This is a genomic window from Xylanimonas allomyrinae (genome assembly GCF_004135345.1).
GTDB lineage: Bacteria > Actinomycetota > Actinomycetes > Actinomycetales > Cellulomonadaceae > Xylanimonas > Xylanimonas allomyrinae.
This window is the reverse complement of the sequence record NZ_CP035495.1, coordinates 240,182-258,738: the sequence shown is the minus strand read 5'-3', so window position 1 is coordinate 258,738 and position 18,557 is coordinate 240,182. Positions and strand designations below refer to the sequence as shown.

The following is an 18,557-nucleotide window of genomic DNA, read 5'->3' as shown; positions in this document are numbered from 1 at the left end:
CGCCCGCGTGAAGCCACTCGACCCTCGCCTGCTGCAGCGGGCACGCTCGGCCCGGCGGTACGTCGTCCTGACCGCCGGGCTCGGGCTGGGGTCGGCCATCCTGGTCGTCGCCCAGGCGCTGCTCATCGCCTCGTTGCTGGCCGGGCTCGTGACCCACGGGTCCGTGCCCGGCCAGACGGCGGTGCGCACCCTGGGCGCGCTCGTGGGCGTCGCGGCCGGGCGCGCCGTCGTCGCGTGGGCGCAGGAGCGGTACGCGCAGCGCGCCGCGGCCAGCACCGTCGCCGAGCTGCGCTCCCAGGTCGTCGCGCACGCCGTGACCCTCGGGCCCCGGTGGGCCGACGGCGGCCGGCAGGCCGAGGCGGCGACCCTCGCCACCCGCGGCCTCGACGCCCTCGAGCCCTACCTCGTGAAGTACCTGCCGTCGCTGCTGCTGACGGCGCTCGTGACGCCCGCGGTCCTGCTCGTGATGCTCGGGCTCGACTGGGTGTCGCTCGTGATCTGCGTCGTGACCCTGCCGCTGGTCCCGCTGTTCATGTGGCTCGTCGGAGTCATGACGCAGGGGACGTCCGAACGGCGGCTCGCCGTCGTCGAACGCCTCGGCGCGCAGGTGCTCGACCTGCTCGCCGGCCTGCCCACGCTGCGCGCGTTCGGCCGCGAGACCGGCCCCGGCGCCCGCGTGAGGGCGCTCGGCGACGCCTCGAAACGGGCCACGATGAGCACGCTCCGTGTCGCCTTCCTGTCCGGCATGGTGCTCGAGCTGCTGACCACGCTCTCGGTCGCGATCGTCGCCGTCGGCGTCGGCCTGCGCCTGGTCGAAGGAGCGATGAGCCTGGAGACGGGCCTGGCCGTCATCATGCTCGCGCCCGAGGTCTACCTGCCGCTGCGCGCCGTCGGGGCGCAGTTCCACGCGTCGACCGACGGGATCGCGGCGGCCGAGCGCGCGTTCGCGGTGCTCGAGACACCCGTGCCCGAGCGCGCGACGCACTCCCCCAGCGGCCGCGTGAGCGCGATCGTGCTCGACGGCGTGACCGTGCGTGCCGGCGACCGGGCCGTCGAGGCGCCGTCGGCGCTCAGCGCGCGCATCCCGCTCGGCACGGGCGTCCCCGGCGACGGGCGTGTGGTCGCGCTGCGCGGCCCGTCCGGCGCCGGCAAGTCGACGGCCGTCCAGGTGCTGCTCGGCCTGCTGCTCCCCGACGCCGGCAGCGTCCACCTCGAGCTCTCGGACGACGGCGCGCGCGCCGGCTCGGGTGGCTCCGTCGCCGCCGGAGCGCCCACCCTCGTCGACCTCCGCGACGTCGACCACGACTGGTGGTGGAGCCACGTGGCCTGGGTGCCGCAGCGTCCCGCGATCGCGCCGGGACGACTGCGCGACGTCGTCGGCGGCGCCGGTGCCCGCGCTGACGCCGCGCCTTCGGACGCCGAGGTCCTCGACGCGGCCCGGACCACCGGCCTCGACGCCGTCGTCGCAGCACTGCCCGCAGGCTGGGACACACCCGTCGGGCTCGGCGGGGTCGGGCTGTCGGTCGGGCAGCGCCAGCGGGTCGCCCTCACCGCCGCGATGCTGGCCGGGGCCGACCGGCCCGTCGTCGTGCTCGACGAGCCGACCGCCCACCTCGACGCCGCAGGTGAGCGCGTCGTCCTCGACACCGTGCGAGCCTGGCGCGACGCCGGCCGCACCGTCGTCGTCGTCGCCCACCGAGCGTCGCTGCTGGCGCTCGCCGACCAGGTGGTCGACGTCGCGGCGCGCGCACCCGAAGGAGCGACCGCGTGAACCGCGACCCCCTGCTGACCGTGCTGCCCCTGCTGGAGGTGCGGCCGGCCCGAGTCCTGCGCGCGATGTTGCTCGGAGCGCTCGCGCTCGGCTGCTCGGTGGGTCTGGCAGCCGTGTCCGCGTGGCTGATCGCCCGCGCCTCGCAGATGCCGCCGGTGCTGACGCTGTCGGTCGCCGTCGTCACCGTGCGCGCGTGCGGCGTCGGGCGCGGCGTGCTGCGCTACCTTGAACGCCTCGCCTCGCACGACGTCGCGCTCGGCGGCATGTCGGCGCTGCGCGCCAACCTGTACGACGCGCTCGCCCGCGGCCCGGTGACGGGCGTCGTCGCGCTGCGGCGCGGCGACCTGCTCGCACGCGTCGGGGCCGACGTCGACGCCGTCGGCGAGGTCGTGGTCAAGTCGCTCGTGCCGGCCGGGGTCGCCGTCCTGGTGGGGCTCGGCTCGGTCGCGCTCGTGGGGGCGTTCCTGCCGTCGGCGGCCGTCGCCCTGCTGGGATGCCTGCTGCTGACGGGCGTGCTCGCGCCCTGGCTCGCCGCGCGGGCGTCCGCCGCGACCGAGGCGGCCGGGGCCGCCGCGCGCGCCGAGGTCACGACCCGCGCGCTGGGACTGCTCGAAGAGGGCCAGCAGCTGCGCGTGGCCGGGCGCCTGGGCGACGAGCTCGCCGCCCTCGACGCCGCCGACGCCCGGCTCACCACCGCCGGAGACGACGGAGCCCGCACGGCCGGGGTCTCGGCGGCGATCGGTGCGGTCGGCCAGACCCTGTCGGTCGTCGCCGCGCTCGCGCTCGGAATGGCGGCGCTGAGCTCGGGAGGGGCGCTCGCGCCCGTCGAGCTGGCGGTGGTGGTGCTCACGCCGCTCGCCGTGTTCGAGGTCACGGGCGTGCTCCCGGCGGCCGCCGTCCAGCTACGCCGGTCGCGCGAGGCCGCGGCCCGCCTGGCCGCGCTGCTCCCGCCCGCCGACGCCCAGGACCGGCAGGGCACCCTGACGGACCAGCCCGCACGCCCCACCGCCACTCCCGGGCCGTCGCAGGCGCGCCCGCACCGGCCCGGTCAGGACGACGCCCCACGCGGGCTGCTCGCACTCACGGACGTCGCCGCCGGGTGGCCCGGGGCCGCCGCACCCGCCGTCGGCGGCGTCGACCTCGTGCTCGCTCCCGGCGACGTCGTCGCGCTCGCGGGCCCCTCGGGCGTCGGCAAGACGACGCTCCTGATGACCGCCGCCGGCCTGCTGCCGCCTCGCTCCGGCACCGTCACCGCGGCCCTGGGCACGACGACGCTCTTCGTCGCCGAGGACGGCCACGTCTTCGACACGACGGTGCTGGAGAACCTGCGCGTCGCCCGCGGCGACGTCACGCCCGGCGACGCGCGCGTGGCGCTCGACGCCGTCGGCCTGACCCCCTGGCTCACCGCGCTCCCCGCCGGGCTCGACACGCTGCTCGGCGGTGGTGCCACGACCGTCTCGGGCGGCGAGCGGCGGCGCCTGCTCGTGGCACGCGCCCTGCTCAGCCCGGCTCGCGTGCTGCTCGTCGACGAGCCCGCCGAGCACCTCGACGCCGCGGCCGCCGACGCCGTCGTCGCCGCCCTCGCCGCCCACGCGCGCGCGACCGGCCGCGCCGTCGTCGTCGCGACGCACCGCCTCGCCGCGGCGCACGACGCGGACGAGGTGCTGCTGCTCGCGGCGGCCACGCCGGCCGGGACCACGGCGCCGGAAGGCGTGCACGAGCCGGCCCGCGTCGTCGCGCGCGCACCGCACGCCGACCTGGTGCGCGACGACGCGGACTACGCCTGGGCCGCCGCGCGCGAGGCCACGCACCGGTAGCCGCGCCGGGCGCCGGGGGTGGGCACGGTAGCGTCCGAGGGTGAAGATCCTCGTACCCGGCAACGTCCCCTTCGACTGCACCCCGACGCTGGACGACCCCGCCGACGTCGTCGCCCCGTACGTCATGCGTGACACGATCGCCGACGAGCACCTCGACGCCGAGGTGCTCGTCACATGGGCCTCCCCCGCCCGTGTGCTCGACGATGCGGCACGGCGCCTGGGGCGCCTGCGCTGGGTGCAGAGCCTCGCCGCAGGGCCCGACGCCGTCCTGGCCGCCGGGTTCGCCCCCGGCGTCGTGATCACCTCGGGCCGCGGCCTGCACGACACACCCGTCGCCGAGCACGCGCTCGCGCTGGCTCTGGCGACCGTGCGGCGCATCGATCGCTCGCTCGCCGCCCAGCGCGACCACGTGTGGGACCGCGGGCTCGGCAAGGAGCAGGCCTCCGCCGAGACCGGGCCGACGTTCACGCTCGACGGCGCACGCGTGACGATCTGGGGCTTCGGATCGATCGCGCAGCGCCTCGCCCCGCTGCTCGCTGCACTCGGCGCGCGCGTCACAGGCGTCGCGGGCACGCCGGGGGTCCGCGCCGGCTTCCCCGTGGTCGACGACGCCGGGCTGCGCGCGCTGCTGCCCGAGACCGACCTGCTCATCTCGCTCCTGCCCGCCACCGCGGCCACACGGCACGCCGTCGACGCCGCGACGCTCGCGCTGCTGCCCGCGCACGCACGCTTCGTCAACGTGGGGCGCGGTGCGACGGTCGACGAGGACGCCCTGGTCGCCGCGCTGCGCTCGGGGGCGCTCGCGGGCGCCGCACTCGACGTGACCGCGACGGAGCCGCTTCCCGCGGCGTCTGCGCTGTGGGACGCGCCCCACCTGATCCTCACGCCCCACGTCGCAGGCGGCCGCCCCCAGGGCGCCCAGTCGTTCCTGACGGACCAGGTGCGCGCCTGGACCCGCTCCGGCCGGTCCGGCCTGCGCAACCTCGTCACGCGCGAGGACGACCTCGGGGGGTGACCGCTAACGCGGGACGCGGGGGCGCGGCTGGCAGCGGGGGCACCAGAACGCGCTGCGGTTCATGAACGGGCTCCGGCGGATCGGGGCACCGCAGCGGGGGCACGGTTCGCCCTCGCGGCCGTACGCGGCCAGGCCGCGCGCGAAGTATCCCGACTCGCCGTTCACGTTGACGTAGAGGGAGTCGAAGCTCGTTCCGCCGACGGCGAGCGCCTCGCGCATCACGGCCTCGGCCGCGTCGAGAAGCCTGCGCACGTCGACGGGACGCAGCGCGTCGGCCGCCCGCGCGTGGTGAAGGCGCGCGCGCCACAGCGCCTCGTCGGCGTAGATGTTGCCGATGCCGCTGACGAGGGTCTGGTCGAGCAGCGCGCGCTTGATGCCCGTCCGACGCCGCCGTACGGCGCCGACGAGGGTGGCGCGCGCCGCCGTGCCCGGCGCCAGCACCGGATCGAGCAGGTCCCTGGCGATGTGCGCGACGGGTGCCGGGACGCGCTCGGCGTCCCGGACCCGGGGCGCGGGGGGCTCGGGGACGGGCACGGGAACGAGGTCGGCCACGGAGAGGTGGCCGAAGGTCCGCTGGTCCACGAAGTCGAGCGCCGTGGCGCCCGACGGCGCTCCGTCGAGGTGCAGGCGCACGCGCAGGTGGGGGTGCCGCCACGACGACGACGCGTCGCGCACGAGAAGCTGGCCCGACATCCCGAGGTGGACCAGGAAGGCGGCGGACGCCGCATCGGCCGAGGCGTCCGACAGCGGCAGCCACAGGTACTTGCCGCGCCGCTGCGCGGCCGCGAGCCGCCGCCCGACCAGCTGGTCCGCGAACGCGGCGGCTCCGCCGTCGTGACGTCGCACGCTGTCGTCGCGCAGCACCTCGACGTCGCGCACGCGGGCGCCGACGACGTGGCGGTCGAGCCCCGCGCGGACGGTCTCGACCTCGGGGAGCTCAGGCACCCGCGTCGAGGGCGAGCAGCGCGTGGTACGCCTGCTCGGCGGCCTCCTGCTCGGCGTGCTTCTTCGCGCTGCCCGTGCCGAGCCCCAGGACCGGTCCGGCCGCGACCTGCGCGTGGAACACGCGCGCGTGCACCGGGCCCTCGGCGTCCACGTGGTAGACGGGGGCGCCGAAGCCGCGCTCGGCGACGACCTCCTGGAGCGACGTCTTCCAGTCGAGCCCGGCGCCGAGACCCGCGGCGGCGTCGAGCGTGTCGTCGACCATCCGGTGCACCAGCTCGGCCGCGACCTCGAGCCCGTGGGAGACGTACGTCGCGCCGATGAGGGCCTCGACCGTGTCGGAGAGGATCGAGTCCTTCTCGTACCCGCGCGTGCGCAGCTCGCCCTTGCCGAGAAGCACGTACGACCCGAGCCCCAGAACGCGCGCGACGGCCGCGAGCGACCGCTGGGAGACGGTCGCGGCGCGCATCTTGGCGAGCTCACCCTCCGACTTGTCGGGGTGCCGCCGGTAGAGCGTCTCGGTGACGACGAGCCCGAGCACGGTGTCGCCCAGGAACTCCAGCCGCTCGTTGGTGGGCAGCCCGCCCGCCTCGTGCGCGAAGGACCGGTGGGTCAGGGCAAGGACAAGAAGCTCGGGGTCCAGGTGGACCCCGAGCTTCTCGAGTAGAGCGGCCGGCTCGAGCCGCGCAGGCGCGGCCTTGCCGTGTGCGGGCATGTCAGCCCACGTGCTCGGTGCGCAGCGCCTCGGCGTACTGACGGCCCTTGTAGGTGCCACAGGTCGGGCACGCGGTGTGGGACAGCTTCTGCCCCTTGCAATTCGGGCACGTCGTGAGGGCGGTCGCGGTGGTCTTCCACTGCGAGCGGCGCGCACGGGTGTTGCTGCGCGACATCTTGCGCTTGGGAACAGCCACGGCTAGCTCTCTTTCGTCTCGTCGGTCACGCTCGTCTGCTCGAGCATGGCTTGCAACGCCGACCAGCGAGGGTCGACGACGTCATGGGTGTGGTCCGGGTCGTCCGCGAGGCGTGCTCCACATTCGGAGCACAGGCCGGGGCAGTCCGGACGGCACAGCGGTTGAAATGGTAGTGCAGTGACGACGGAATCCCGAACCGTGGGCTCGATGTCCGCCAGGTCCCCGTCGAGCACGGCCTCTTCGTCCTCGAGCTCGTCGTCGCCGGCCGCCTCGGCCGCGCGCACGCGCTCGGGGTAGCCGAACAGCTCCTGAACCCGCACCGTGACCTCCTCGGTCACCGGGTCGAGGCACCGCACGCACTCCCCCACCGCCGTGCCGCGCACGACGCCGGAGACGAGGACGCCCTCCATGACGGCCTCCAGGCGCAGGCCCACGGTGAGGTCTGCCCCCTCGGGGATGCCGATGACCGCCGTGCCCAGGTCCGCGGGTGCCGGGACGACCTGCGCGAACTCACGCATCGTGCCGGGACGCCGCGAAAGCTCGTGCGTGTCGAGCACGAGCGGCGAGCGCGGTTCGGTGCTGATGGCAGGCTCCGTCAAGGTGGTGTGGTGCAAGGAAGGGATCTTGGCCCTCGCAAGGGCCAGCGCACGAGTCTATGCCATCGAGCGGGTCAGGCCAACGTCACGGGGCGGTGACGCCCGACACCCGGCCTCAGCCCTCGCGCCTGCCCGGGCGCACCACCGGCTCGCCCGGCCGGTCGTCCGGCCAGTCGGGCTCGGGCACGTGGTCCCAGCGCGGGCGGCCCGCGTCCGGTCCCAGCCTCTCGGCAAGCTTGGCGCGCCCCGCCCGTACCTGGCCCTTGAGCGCATCGAGGTCGGCGTCGAACGACGCGAGCCGCGCGTCGCAGTACTCGTCCGCGTTGGTGCGCAAGGTCACCGCCTCACGCTCGGCCGCCGCCACGATGTCCGCGGCCCGTGACGTCGCCTGAGCGACGACCTGTTCCTGCTCGACGAGCTCCAGGGCGCGCTGCCGCGCCGCCGTCACGATCTCCTCGCCCGAGCGCCGGGCGTCGTCGAGCTCGGCCTGCGCCTGCCGGAGCAGGTCGTCGGAACGCTCGACGGCGCTGGGCAGTCCGTGGCGCAGCTCGTTGACCAGGCCCATGAGCGCCTCGCGGTCGACCCGCACGTCGGACGACAGGAACACGGGCTTGGCGCCCTCGACGAGGCTTGCCAGCTCGTCCAAGACGTCGATCAGAGCTGAGGGCGAGAGCTCGCCCTTCTGCTGGGTCATCGTTCCTCCTGCGGTGAGAGTGCTGCACGGACCGCGGCCGCGACACCGTCGGGCACGAGGTCCTCGATCGCGCCGCCGTGCCGCGCGATGTCCTTGACCAGCGACGACGCGACGTGCGCGAGCGCCGGGTCGCCGGTGACGTAGACGGTCTCGACCCCGCTCAGGTGCCGGTTCATCAGCGCCATGGGCGTCTCGGCGTCGAGGTCGGCACCCCCGCGCAACCCCTTGACGATGGCTCTCGCCCCATGCCTGCGGCAGAAGTCGACGACGAGCCCGGGCACCACCTCGGCACGCACGTCGGCCGTCGCGGGATCGGCGGCGAGCGCCGCGCGTACCAGCGCGACACGTGTGTCGAGCGGAAGCAGCCCGGCCTTGCCAGGGTTCTTCGCGACACCCACGACGACGACGTCGAACAGCGAGCGGGCGCGGCGCACGACGTCGAGGTGGCCGAGGGTGAACGGATCGAACGACCCTGGGCAGACGGCGGTGGTCACCCGATCACGGTACGGCGGGCACGTCGTCGACCCGCGCATTTGGCTCGGCGTAGTACACGGCAGTCTCGCCGTAGTCCTTGCGCGCGGTCGGCGCGAGACCGGCGGGCCAGGCCGGCTCGGGGCTGCGCGTGGACCGCTCGACCACGACGACGGCGCCGGAGGCGAGCACACCCGGCACCGCGAGGCCCGCGAGCACCGAGGCGAGCGCGTCCTCGGCGAGGTCGTACGGCGGGTCGAGGAACACCAGGTCGAGCCCGTCGCCCGGTGTCGCGGCGAGCCCTGCGGCGTGCCGCGCTGCGTCGCCGCCCACGACCCGGACGCGCCCGCCCAGCCCCAGCGCGCTCACGTTGTGCCGCGCGACCTCGACGGCACCACGCGCGGAGTCGACGAGCGTGACGTGTGCCGCCCCACGCGAGGCGGCCTCCAGCCCGAGCGCGCCCGAGCCCGCGTACAGGTCCAGCACACGGGCGCCGTCGAGCACGCCGTCGTGCGCGAGGCGGCTGAAGATCGCCTCGCGGGTGCGTTCGCTCGTGGGACGCGTGCCCTTGGCCGGTACACGGAGGGTGCGGCCGCCGACGGAGCCCGCCACGATCCTGGTCATGCGAGCGAGCGTAGCCAGGGGGCAGCCTCGACGGTGAACGGGGGCGCCGTGCGGCCACGCGTGGCGGTGCGCCGCACGGACCCCGGGCGCTTCCTGGCGTCGACGCGGCAGGTCGCAGGGCGGGGTGGCCTGCCGTGTCACGCGCGTCACGGCCGCCTCGCGGGTCGCCGCGACGCCGCCTGCCTTCTGGACTCGCGGCGGCACGCCCTCACGCCCGGTCCAGGAACTCCTCCTGGTCGGGGTCGAGCGTGGCCGCGATGGCCGCCGCGAGCGCCGGATGCCCCGTCAGGTCCGGGTCGGCCGCGACGACGGCGGCGGACTCGCGGCGCGCGTCCTCGATGAGGTCTGCGTCCTTGACGACGCGCAGCAGCCGCAGCCCGCTGGTACGCCCGGACTGCGCGGCGCCGAGCACGTCGCCCTCGGCGCGCAGCTCCAGATCGAGCTGCGCGAGCCGGAACCCGTCGGTGGTCTCGGCGAGCGCCTCGACGCGGGCCGCGGCCGGGGAGCCGGGCGGGGCGGTCGAGACCAGCAGGCACAGCCCGGGTGCCGACCCGCGCCCGACGCGTCCGCGCAGCTGATGGAGCTGCGACAGGCCGAACCGGTCGGCGTCGAACACGACCATGACGGTCGCCTCGGGCACGTCGACGCCGACCTCGACGACCGTCGTCGAGACGAGCACCTGCGCGGCACCCGCCGCGAAGCGACCCATCGCGGCGTCCTTGTCGGCGGGGGTGAGCTGCCCGTGCAGCACCTCGATCTCCAGGCGCGCGAGCGCCGGGGTCGCACGCAGCTCCTCGGCGACCTCGAGCACGGCCCGCAGCGGCGGGCGGTCGCCGTCGTCGGGGGCGAGGAGGTCGGCGTCGTCGACCTCGGCGTCGGCGGGCGCAGCCGCGGGTGCGCGCGGGGTGCCGGGGGCAGGCCGCGCGGGCTCGTCGGGGTGGATGCGCGGGCACACGACGTACGCCCGGTGCCCGGCGTCGACCTCCTCACGCACGCGCTGCCACGTGCGTTCCATCCATCGTGGGTTGCCCGCGGGCACGACGACGGTCTGGATGCCCGAGCGGCCCGCCGGGACCTGCGTCAGCGTCGAGACCTCGAGGTCGCCGAAGACGGTCATCGCGACGGTGCGCGGGATGGGCGTGGCCGTCATGACCAGCAGGTGCGGTGCCGTGCGGCCCTTGGCGCGCAGTGCGTCGCGCTGCTCGACGCCGAACCGGTGCTGCTCGTCGACGACGACGAGGCCGAGGTCGGCGAACTGCACGTGCTCGCCCAGCAGCGCGTGCGTGCCGACGACGATGCCCGCCTCCCCGGACGCCGCCTGGAGCAGGGCCTCCTTGCGGGCGGCTGCCCCGAGCGACCCGGTCAGCAGCGCGACCCGCGTGCCGTCGGCGTCGCCGCCGAGCAGGCCGCCCTCGGCGAGCGGTCCGAGCATGGCCCGCAGGGTGCGCGCGTGCTGGGCGGCGAGCACCTCGGTGGGCGCGAGCAGCGCGGCCTGCCCTCCGGCGTCGACGACCTGGAGCATCGCCCGCAGCGCGACGACGGTCTTGCCGGAGCCGACCTCGCCCTGCAGCAGACGCTGCATGGGCCGTGGGCGGGCCAGGTCCTGGGTGAGGTCCTCCCCGACCGCGACCTGACCTTGCGTCAGCGTGAACGGCAGGGCGGCGTCGAACCGCTCGCGCAGCCCGCCGGTGCGGGGCGGGCGCGCCGTCGCGTCCTGTGCCTCGGCCCGCGCCCGCCGCTGCGCGAGCGCGGCCTGGAGCACGAACGCCTCCTCGAAACGCAGCCGGCGCCGGCCCTGGGCGTGGTCGGCCGACGACGCGGGCCGGTGCACCAGCCGCAGCGCGTCGAGCCGGCTCACCAGCCGTTCGCGTGCGCGCACCTCGGCCGGCACCGGGTCGGGGACGTCGTCCTCGGTCAGCGTGTCGAGCACCGTGCGCACGCACCGCTGGATCTTCCACGTCTGCATCGACGCCGTGGCCGGGTAGATCGGGATGGGCCGGCTCGCCTCGTACAGCGCGGACTCGTCGTCGTCGACCTCGGCGCCGACCATGAGGTAGTCGGGGTGGGTGAGCTGCCGTCTGCCCTTGAACTCGCCGACGGTGCCGGAGAAGACGCCCGAGGCCCCGGGCTTGAGCCGTTGCTCGTGGTAGCGCAGCGCCCCGGCGTGCTTGGCGAAGAACGTCAGCACGAGCCGGTGCCGGTCGTCGGTGACGACGGCTTCGAGCCGGGCGCCGCCGCCCCCGGCGAAGCCTCGCACCGTGGCCTGCTCGACGTGTGCGAGCACCGAGACGTGCTCGCCGAGCTGGAGGCTGCCGATGTCGGTGGGGTGCCCAGGGTCGGCATAGCGGCGCGGGTAGTGCCGCAGCAGGTCGTCGACGGTCTCGAGCTCGAGCTTGCCCAGCGCGTTGGCGGTGCGGGTGCCGAGCAGCCGGTGGAGCGGCTCGTGCAGCCGGCCCACGGCGCTCATCCCTCGACCCCGAGGGTCACGCCCGTCCCCGCGCGCCCGGTCCGCAGCACGACGCACTCCGCGCCGCGGCTCGCCGCAGCGGCCTCGAGCGCCTCGGCGACCGCGCCGGGCACGTCGTCGTCGGAGAGCACCGTGACCACCTCGCCGCCCGTGGACAGCAGCGCGCCCAGTGCGGCGGCGGCGTCGGCCGCATCGGTGGTGGCGACCCGCAGCCCGCCGAGGGCACCGCGCACGACGTCCACGACGTCGGCCCGCGGGTCGTCCGCGGCGGCGGCGAGCGCCGCGACGACGACGGCCGCATGGATGTCCGTCGGGGCGTCGAGCGCGACGACGCCGCCCGCCGTGCCGTCCGTCCGCTCCGCGCCGTCCGTCCGCTCCGCGCCGTCCTCGTGCTCTGCTGCCAGCCGCCGTGCCGCGGCGCGCACGGCGTCGGGCGCGGGGCCGACCACGAGCGCCTGCCGCCCCGACCCCAGCGCGGCGAGAGCAAGATCGCGCGGCGCGACGCCGACCGGAGGCACGGGCACCAGGACGACGGCCCCGGCGCGCGCGAGCTCGGCGGCGAGCGCCGGGGCGGCCGTCGCTGCGACGACCGTGAGCGCGTCGTCCGGCACCGCGAGATGCCGCACGTGGACGGGCTCGACGCGCCCACGCCCCGCCCAGCGCCGGGCGACGGCGAGAGCGGCGCCGAGGTCGGGCGTGTGGACGTGGACCTGCCAGACGGAGTCCTCGCCGGGGTCCGCGTCGCCGGAGGCACCCGGACCGGCATCGCCACCAGCACCGCCATCGCGGCTGCCCGCGTCCGGAGCGAGGTCCTGCCCTCCGACGACGACGACCGAGCCGCCCACGCGCGCGAGGTCGGTGCGCAGCGCGTCGGCGACGGCGCCGGGCGCGAAGCCGTGCGCGCCGGCGGGGCGCCGCAGCACGAACATCACCTCGAGCTCGTCGGTGTCCGCGTGCTCGTGGTGCTCGTGGTGCTCGTGCTGCGGCGCGCTCACGGCCGGCACCTCGTGGCCGGTCAGGTTCAGGCCAAGGCTGACGGGCATCACGGTGAGCATCGTCGTCGTCGCCACCGACATGCCGCGCCCCGCGGGTTCCTCGGCCGCCTGCGGAGCGAACGCCAGGGCCACGCGCAGGGCATCGAGCACGAGCACGAGCCCGGCAGCCCCGGCGTCGAGCACCCCGGCGCGCGCGAGCGGTGCGAGCGTCTCGACCGATGACAGTGCGGCGTCGCGCGCCCCGCGCACGGCGGCCAGGAGCACGTCGTCGGCCGTCGCGCCGGACCGGGCCGCGACGTCGTGCGCCGTGGCCGCGGCGACGTCGGCCGCCGTGAGGATCGTGCCGTGCGCGGGGTGGGCGACGGCCGAACGCGCGGAGCGCGCGGCGACGTCGAGGGCGCGCGCGGGGGCGTCGCCGCGTGTGGCGGCGACCGCGAGGCCCCGCAGCCACTCCGACAGGATGACCCCGGAGTTGCCGCGCGCCCCGAACAGGGCGCCGCGCGCGAACCGGCGCAGCAGCGCGGCCGACCCGGCGTCGTCGGGGGCCGCGGCGACAGCGCGCGCGCCCTCACGCACCGTGAGGTACATGTTGGTCCCGGTGTCGCCGTCGGCCACCGGGAACACGTTCACCTGGTCGATCGCGGCACGTTCGCGCCCGAGCGCCCCGGCCGCGAGCCGCGCCCACGCACGCACGACGGCGACGTCCGCGACGTCGGTGACGCGGGCGCTCGCGGCGTTCACGGCACGGGGCACGCGGTCCTCCTCGGTCGTCGGGCAGGTCGGCCCCCACGGTAGCCTTGCCCGCCGGGAACGTCCGGCCCGCATCCACAGCGAGCCGTCACCAGCGAGCCGGTGACCGAGCGCACGTTGGTAGCCCCCTGCGCGGTCGGGTATCCTGTCGTGGTTGCCCAGCGCGTGCTGGGCCCCCAGAACCTCTTCCATCACCACGTCGGTGCTGCGCGGATCCGTGCAGTGGCCACGTGCACGACCCACAGGAGACACCGTGGCTGCCAACTGCGACGTCTGCGGCAAGGGCCCGGGCTTCGGGCACAGCATCTCGCACTCACACATCCGCACGAAGCGCCGCTGGAACCCCAACATCCAGCGGGTGCGTGCCGTGGTCGCAGGCACGCCCAAGCGCGTGAACGTCTGCACCTCGTGCCTCAAGGCCGGCAAGGTGACGCGCGCCATCTGAGCCGCACGCGAAAGAGCCCGCCGGGTCTGTCCCGGCGGGCTCTTTCGCGTGCGCCGACGCGCCGACGACGGTGTCGCCGGGCACCGACCCTGGAGAATCCAAGAACTCGTGAAGACTCCACCAAAGAGTCTTGGGTAATCGCGTTCGCGGTGGCACTCTTGACGCCATGACGGTGGATCTCGACGGCGTGACCATCCGGCCGGCCACGCCCGACGACGCCTCGCGCATCGCGCAGGTGCACGTCACGTCGTGGCAGGGTGCCTACGCGGGCCTGCTCCCTGCCGACTACCTGGCCGACCTCGACCCGCAGGTGCGCGCGAGCCGGTGGCAGTCGGTGCTCACCACCAAGCAGGGCTCCGCGACGCAGAGCCACGTGCTCGTGGCCGAGCAGTCGGGTCGCACGCTCGGGTTCGCGAGCTTCGGCCTGTCCGCCGACGAGGACGCAGAGACCGGAACGCACGAGCTCTACGCGATGTACCTCGAACCGCGCGCCTGGGGCCGCGGCGTGGCCCGCGAGCTCATGCGCACCGTCCTCGCGCAGGTCCCCGCCGGGGCCGAGATGACGCTGTGGGTGCTGGAGGGCAACGACCGCGCACAGCACTTCTACCGCCGCCACGGCTTCCACCCCGACGGGGTCGAGCGCATCGACGAGATCGGCGGCGTCCCGCTCACCGAGGTCCGCTACCGCCGCGCGGTCGCCTGAGGTCGCCTCGCCTGAGGTCGCCTCGCCTGAGGTCGCCCGGCTCAGCCGCGGAAGTGGTCCCAGCCGGGGCCAGCCGAGGGTGCGCGTCCGTCGACCGTGACGCGCGGCGACCCGTCACCGGCGCGCACCGACCCCAGGCGCGTGAACCCGGCGGGCAGCGTCGCACCGGGCGGGAACGTGGCGAGCAGGCCGTGGTCCTCCCCGCCCGACAGCACCCACGCGAGCGCCGCCGACGCGGTCTCCCCCAGTGCCCGGGCGGCCGGAGCGAGGTCGCTCACCGACGTCGCCAGCGTGGCCTCCTCCAGGTCCACGACGACGCCGCTGGCGCGCGCGATGCGTCCCGCGTCGCGCAGCAGCCCGTCCGAGACGTCGAGCATCGCCGTCGCGCCCGCGGCCGCAGCGGCGGGTCCGCCGTCGAGCGGCGGCTCCGGGCGCAGGAACCCCGCCACGTAGGGCGCGAGCGGACCGTGCGCGCTGGGCGCGCCGTCGTCGGGGCTTGCCGCGCCGGCGGAGAGCAGCGCGAGCCCGGCGGCCGAGCGTCCCCGCACGCCGGCGTGCGCGACGACGTCGCCGGGGCGGGCGCCCGAGCGCAGCACCGGCGCGGCCCCGCCGAGGTCGCCGTGCACGGCGACCGAGACCAGCACGGTGTCGGCCCCCGAGAGGTCCCCGCCGACGACGGCGGCACCCGCCCGGGTGCAGGCGTCGGCCAGCCCGCGGGCGAAGCCCTCGACCCAGGAGACCTCCAGGTCTCCGGGCAGGCCCAGTCCCACGACGAGCGCCGTCGGCCGCCCGCCCATCGCGGCGATGTCGGCCAGGTTCTGCGCGGCGGCACGCACCCCGACGTCATAGCCGGTGGACCAGCGGCGGCGGAAGTGGCGGTCCTCGACCAGCACGTCCGTCGACACGACGTAGCGGCCGTCGGGCGCGGCCACCACGGCGGCGTCGTCGCCCGGGCCCACGAGCGTCGCGGCGCCCGGGGGCAGCAACGGGAAGATGCGGGCCAGCAGAGCGGTCTCGTCGAGGTCGCGCACACGTTCCGTCACCCGAGGAACCCTAACCGTGCAGGCGGCCCGAGTACGGTGGGCGGGTGCTGCGCCGCGCCCTGTCCCTGCTTCCCCCGGCCGCCCTGGTGGCGGCGACGGCGGCCTGCGCGCCGACCATCGCCGTCGACGCCGCGCCCGACGCCGTCAACCCCGCGTGCGCCCCGGTGATGCTGGCGCTGCCCGACGTGCTGGCCGGCGACCTGTCCAAGGCCCGCACCGCCGCCCAGGCGACGGCCGCGTGGGGCACCGGGGGCGCGGCCGTGACGCTGCGCTGCGGTGTCACCCCGCCCGGGCCCTCGCCTGACTGCCAGCAGGTCGAGGCGCCCGGCGGCACCGTCGACTGGATCATCGAGGCGGGCGACGACGGCACGTGGCGGTTCACGACGTTCGGGCGCGACCCCGCGGTCGAGGTGACGGTGCCGCCCACGGTGACCGCGGACCACTCGACGTCGTTCATCGCCGACCTCGCGCAGGCCGTGTCGCACGTCGCGGCGACCGCGACGTGCTCGTGAACAGCGTCAGCGCAGCCCGGTCGGGCGCTCCAGCGCGAGCTGGATGAGCTCGTCGACCAGCGCGGGGTAGGCGATCCCCGACGCGGCCCACATGCGCGGGAACATCGAGAACGGCGTGAAGCCCGGCATGGTGTTGATCTCGTTCACGACGACGCGCTCGTCGGGCGTGACGAACACGTCGACGCGGGACAGGCCCTCGGCGCCGACCGCGTCGAACGTCCGCACCGCGAGCGAGCGGATCTGCGCGACGACACGGTCGGGCAGGTCGGCCGGGCAGCGCAGGTCGACGTGCGACTCGTCGAGGTACTTGGCCTCGAAGTCGTAGAACGCGTGCGCGTCGTGGTCGACGACGATCTCGCCCGGCAGGGATGCGCGTGCCGGCCCGCCGTCACGCCCGCCCAGCACGGCGCACTCGATCTCCCGGCCCTCGATGCCCTGCTCGACGACGACCTTCGGATCGTGCCGCTGCGCCTCGGCGACGGCGGCCGCCAGGTCCGCCAGGTCGTCGACCCGCGTGATGCCGAGCGAGGACCCGGCCCGTGCGGGCTTGACGAACACGGGCAGCCCGAGGGTCGCGACCGCGGCCGTGCACTCCTCGCGGCGCTGCTCCCAGTCGCGCGCCCGGATCACGGTGTACGGGCCGACGGGGATGCCCTGGCCCTCCAGCACGAGCTTCATGAAGTGCTTGTCCATGCCGACGGCCGAGGCCAGCACGCCCGCGCCGACGTAGCGCACGTCGGCGAGCTCCAGCAGGCCCTGCACGGTGCCGTCCTCGCCGAACGGGCCGTGCAGCAGCGGGAAGACGACGTCGACCTCGCCCAGCAGCGTGGGCACCTCCCCCGGCTGAAGCACCCGCAGCGTCCGGTCGCCCACCGTGAGCGACAGGACGACCTCGCCGCCCTCGTCGGCCGTCACCTCGGGCAGCCTCCCGGCGGCGATCTCCCAGCGCACGGGGTCGTCGGCCGCCACGACCCACTGGCCGCCGCGTGTGATGCCCACGGGCACGACGTCGTAGCGGCTGCGGTCGATGGCACGCAGCACCCCGGCCGCGGTGGCGGCCGAGATGGCGTGCTCCCCGAGCGCCCCCGAACAGGAGGGCGACGCGGGGACGGCGAGGGGCGTCGGTGGACGCGCTGGGGGCGGGCTGCTCGGACATCGAGGGCGACCCTACCTGACGGCGAAGCGCCCCTCGCCCGACTTCCCGCGCATGTGATCGACCCCGCTCACAGGGCCGCTCGGCGGTCCTCCTCAAGCTGACGCAGCTGCTTGCGCAGGATCTTGCCCGCAGCCGACTTCGGCACCGACTCGACGAGCTCGACCTCGCGCACCTTCTTGTAGGGCGCCACGTGCCCGGTGACGTACTCGACGACGTCGCCCGGCGTCAGCGCGACCCCCGGAGCGGGCACCACGTACGCCTTGGGCACCTCACCCGCCTCCGGGTCGGGCAGGCCGATCACGGCGGCGTCGGCGATCGACGGATGCCGCAGCAGCAGCGCCTCCAGCTCCGCGGGAGCCACCTGGTAGCCCTTGTACTTGATGAGCTCCTTGAGCCGGTCGACCACGGTGAACACGCCCTCGTCGTCGACCTCGACGATGTCGCCGGTGTGCAGGAACCCGTCGTCGTCGAAGGCGTCGCGGGTCGCGGCGTCGTCGTCGAGGTAGCCGACCATGACGTTGGGGCCACGGCACAGCAGCTCGCCCCTGGCGGCGTCCTGCCCCGTCCCGGGGTCGACGACGCGCGCCTCCATGTTGGGCACCAGCAGCCCGATCGACCCCGCCGCGATGTCGGGGCGGTCCGCCGGCACCAGGTGCGAGACGGGGCTCATCTCGCTCATCCCGTATCCCTGGACCACGCGGGTGTCCAGGCGGTGCGCGACGGCGTCGGCCAGCGCCGCGTCGAGCGGTGCCGCCCCCGACAGGACGACGCGCACGCTCGACAGGTCGTGCTCGGCGACCAGCGGGTGCTTGGCGAGCGCGAGCGCCATGGGCGGCGCGACGAACAGGTAGGTGGCCTTCTCGCGCTCGCACACCTGCAGGAACTGGCCCAGGTCGAAGCGCGGCAGCGTCACGAGCCTGGCCCGCGCGTGCAGGGCCAGGTTGAGCAGCACCGTCATGCCGTAGATGTGGAAGAACGGGAGCACCGCGGGGACGACGTCGTCGCGCGTGGCGCCCACCAGAGCGACGCCCTGGACCACGTTGGCGACGAGGTTGCGGTGGGTGAGCATGACTCCCTTCGGCAGGCCCACGGTGCCCGAGGAGTAGGGCAGCACCGCCAGGTGCGTGCGCGGGTCGATCGTCACGTCGGGAACGGGCCCGGTGGGCAGGTCCGCGAGCGCCGGGTACCCCTCGGCGCGGTCGAGCACGACGACGTCGTCGATGCCCGCGGCGGCGGCGCCCGCCGCGGCGGCCGCGAGCAGCGGCGAGACGGTGAGCAGGGCGCGCGCTCCCGACGCCGTGAGCTGGCGGGCGATCTCCTCGCCCGACGCGAGCGCGTTGACGGTGGTGACGGTCACCCCGGCCCGCAGGAGCCCGTGGAACACGGCGACGAACGCGGGCACGTTGGGGCTGTGCAGCGCGACGACGTCACCGACGCCGAACCCGCGCGCTGCGAACGAGCCGGCGAGCGCGTCGACCTGCGCCCTCAGCCCGCCGTAGGTGGTGGTCGCGCCGGAGGGGCCGTCGACGACCGCGACGCGGTCGAGGTCGATCTCGTCGAGCGACGCGAACAGGAAGTCGTAGAGGGTCAGATCGGGAATGGCGACGTCGGGATACAGGCTGCGGATGACCATCGCTGGTGCCTC

General features: G+C 75.6%; 17 protein-coding genes and 1 pseudogene. 6 read left to right on the top strand and 12 right to left on the bottom strand.

What is annotated here, in order from left to right; translation table 11 throughout:
- The first annotated feature begins 7 nt into the window (after nt 1-7).
- From cydD to ET495_RS01125, 3 genes are read left to right on the top strand one after another with little or no spacing between them, the layout of a single operon-like run.
- Complete coding sequence (gene cydD / locus ET495_RS01135) at nt 8-1,771, top strand: thiol reductant ABC exporter subunit CydD (protein ID WP_129201939.1); 1,764 nt, start codon at nt 8-10, stop codon at nt 1,769-1,771.
- On the top strand, nt 1,768-3,588 hold the full coding sequence (gene cydC, locus ET495_RS01130; RefSeq protein ID WP_129201937.1) for a thiol reductant ABC exporter subunit CydC: 1,821 nt from the start codon (nt 1,768-1,770) through the stop codon (nt 3,586-3,588). The genes cydD and cydC overlap by 4 nt, the downstream gene beginning before the upstream one ends.
- Before the next feature lie 40 nt (nt 3,589-3,628).
- Nucleotides 3,629-4,603, top strand: a complete 975-nt coding sequence (locus tag ET495_RS01125; protein WP_245993226.1) for an NAD(P)-dependent oxidoreductase — start codon at nt 3,629-3,631, stop codon at nt 4,601-4,603.
- A 3-nt stretch (nt 4,604-4,606) separates the two neighbouring features.
- On the opposite strand, the gene mutM is transcribed toward ET495_RS01125, so the two are convergent.
- From mutM to ET495_RS01080, 9 genes are all read right to left on the bottom strand, one after another.
- Nucleotides 4,607-5,548 (bottom strand): bifunctional DNA-formamidopyrimidine glycosylase/DNA-(apurinic or apyrimidinic site) lyase, encoded by a 942-nt coding sequence (gene mutM / locus ET495_RS01120; protein ID WP_129201935.1) that lies wholly within the window; start codon nt 5,546-5,548, stop codon nt 4,607-4,609.
- A complete protein-coding gene (rnc, locus tag ET495_RS01115) occupies nt 5,541-6,260 on the bottom strand; it encodes a ribonuclease III (RefSeq protein WP_129201933.1) in 720 nt (239 codons plus the stop codon). Before rnc ends, mutM begins: the two co-directional genes overlap by 8 nt.
- 1 nt (nt 6,261) lies before the next feature.
- A complete protein-coding gene (gene rpmF, locus ET495_RS01110) occupies nt 6,262-6,456 on the bottom strand; it encodes a 50S ribosomal protein L32 (RefSeq protein WP_129201931.1) in 195 nt (64 codons plus the stop codon).
- Between the two features lie 2 nt (nt 6,457-6,458).
- Complete coding sequence (locus ET495_RS01105; protein WP_211340945.1) at nt 6,459-7,013, bottom strand: YceD family protein; 555 nt, start codon at nt 7,011-7,013, stop codon at nt 6,459-6,461.
- A gap of 154 nt (nt 7,014-7,167) precedes the next feature.
- A complete protein-coding gene (locus ET495_RS01100; RefSeq protein ID WP_129201929.1) occupies nt 7,168-7,746 on the bottom strand; it encodes a F0F1 ATP synthase subunit B family protein in 579 nt (192 codons plus the stop codon).
- Entirely contained in the window at nt 7,743-8,240 is a 498-nt protein-coding gene (gene coaD, locus ET495_RS01095; RefSeq protein WP_129201924.1) for a pantetheine-phosphate adenylyltransferase, read from the bottom strand. Before coaD ends, ET495_RS01100 begins: the two co-directional genes overlap by 4 nt.
- Nucleotides 8,241-8,244: 4 nt before the next feature.
- Nucleotides 8,245-8,841 carry a 16S rRNA (guanine(966)-N(2))-methyltransferase RsmD gene (gene rsmD, locus ET495_RS01090; protein WP_129201922.1) on the bottom strand — a complete coding sequence of 199 codons (597 nt, stop codon included), beginning with the start codon at nt 8,839-8,841 and terminating at the stop codon, nt 8,245-8,247.
- Between the two features lie 208 nt (nt 8,842-9,049).
- Nucleotides 9,050-11,308 carry an ATP-dependent DNA helicase RecG gene (locus ET495_RS01085; RefSeq protein WP_129201920.1) on the bottom strand — a complete coding sequence of 753 codons (2,259 nt, stop codon included), beginning with the start codon at nt 11,306-11,308 and terminating at the stop codon, nt 9,050-9,052.
- Nucleotides 11,305-13,056 (bottom strand): DAK2 domain-containing protein, encoded by a 1,752-nt coding sequence (locus tag ET495_RS01080; RefSeq protein ID WP_245993225.1) that lies wholly within the window; start codon nt 13,054-13,056, stop codon nt 11,305-11,307. The genes ET495_RS01085 and ET495_RS01080 overlap by 4 nt, the downstream gene beginning before the upstream one ends.
- Before the next feature lie 250 nt (nt 13,057-13,306).
- Here ET495_RS01080 and rpmB point away from each other — a divergent pair, with 250 nt between their 5' ends.
- Together rpmB and ET495_RS01070 are read left to right on the top strand one after the other, a co-directional pair.
- Complete coding sequence (gene rpmB, locus ET495_RS01075) at nt 13,307-13,498, top strand: 50S ribosomal protein L28 (RefSeq protein ID WP_111251620.1); 192 nt, start codon at nt 13,307-13,309, stop codon at nt 13,496-13,498.
- 166 nt (nt 13,499-13,664) lie between these two features.
- Complete coding sequence (locus ET495_RS01070; RefSeq protein WP_129201918.1) at nt 13,665-14,201, top strand: GNAT family N-acetyltransferase; 537 nt, start codon at nt 13,665-13,667, stop codon at nt 14,199-14,201.
- A gap of 41 nt (nt 14,202-14,242) precedes the next feature.
- Here the strand turns inward: ET495_RS01070 and ET495_RS01065 are convergent, their stop codons facing one another.
- Nucleotides 14,243-15,244: a thiamine-phosphate kinase gene (locus ET495_RS01065; RefSeq protein ID WP_129201916.1), complete on the bottom strand. Its 1,002-nt coding sequence runs from the start codon at nt 15,242-15,244 to the stop codon at nt 14,243-14,245.
- A gap of 44 nt (nt 15,245-15,288) precedes the next feature.
- Here ET495_RS01065 and ET495_RS01060 point away from each other — a divergent pair, with 44 nt between their 5' ends.
- On the top strand, nt 15,289-15,756 hold the full coding sequence (locus tag ET495_RS01060) for a DUF3515 family protein (RefSeq protein ID WP_129201914.1): 468 nt from the start codon (nt 15,289-15,291) through the stop codon (nt 15,754-15,756).
- Between the two features lie 6 nt (nt 15,757-15,762).
- Here ET495_RS01060 and ET495_RS01055 read toward each other — a convergent pair.
- Together ET495_RS01055 and ET495_RS01050 are read right to left on the bottom strand one after the other, a co-directional pair.
- A pseudogene (locus ET495_RS01055) lies at nt 15,763-16,912 on the bottom strand (D-alanine--D-alanine ligase family protein).
- A gap of 67 nt (nt 16,913-16,979) precedes the next feature.
- Nucleotides 16,980-18,545, bottom strand: coding sequence for an AMP-binding protein (locus ET495_RS01050; protein ID WP_129201910.1), 1,566 nt, complete (start codon nt 18,543-18,545; stop codon nt 16,980-16,982).
- Between the last annotated feature and the right edge of the window lie 12 nt (nt 18,546-18,557).

Bases quoted from the DNA above. Each gene is read 5' to 3' on its own strand.
- ET495_RS01100 (WP_129201929.1), bottom strand. From the start codon at position 7,746: ATGACCCAGCAGAAGGGCGAGCTCTCGCCCTCAGCTCTGATCGACGTC.
- rsmD (WP_129201922.1), bottom strand. From the start codon at position 8,841: ATGACCAGGATCGTGGCGGGCTCCGTCGGCGGCCGCACCCTCCGTGTA.
- ET495_RS01085 (WP_129201920.1), bottom strand. From the start codon at position 11,308: ATGAGCGCCGTGGGCCGGCTGCACGAGCCGCTCCACCGGCTGCTCGGC.
- rnc (WP_129201933.1), bottom strand. From the start codon at position 6,260: ATGCCCGCACACGGCAAGGCCGCGCCTGCGCGGCTCGAGCCGGCCGCT.
- ET495_RS01070 (WP_129201918.1), top strand. From the start codon at position 13,665: ATGACGGTGGATCTCGACGGCGTGACCATCCGGCCGGCCACGCCCGAC.
- ET495_RS01050 (WP_129201910.1), bottom strand. From the start codon at position 18,545: ATGGTCATCCGCAGCCTGTATCCCGACGTCGCCATTCCCGATCTGACC.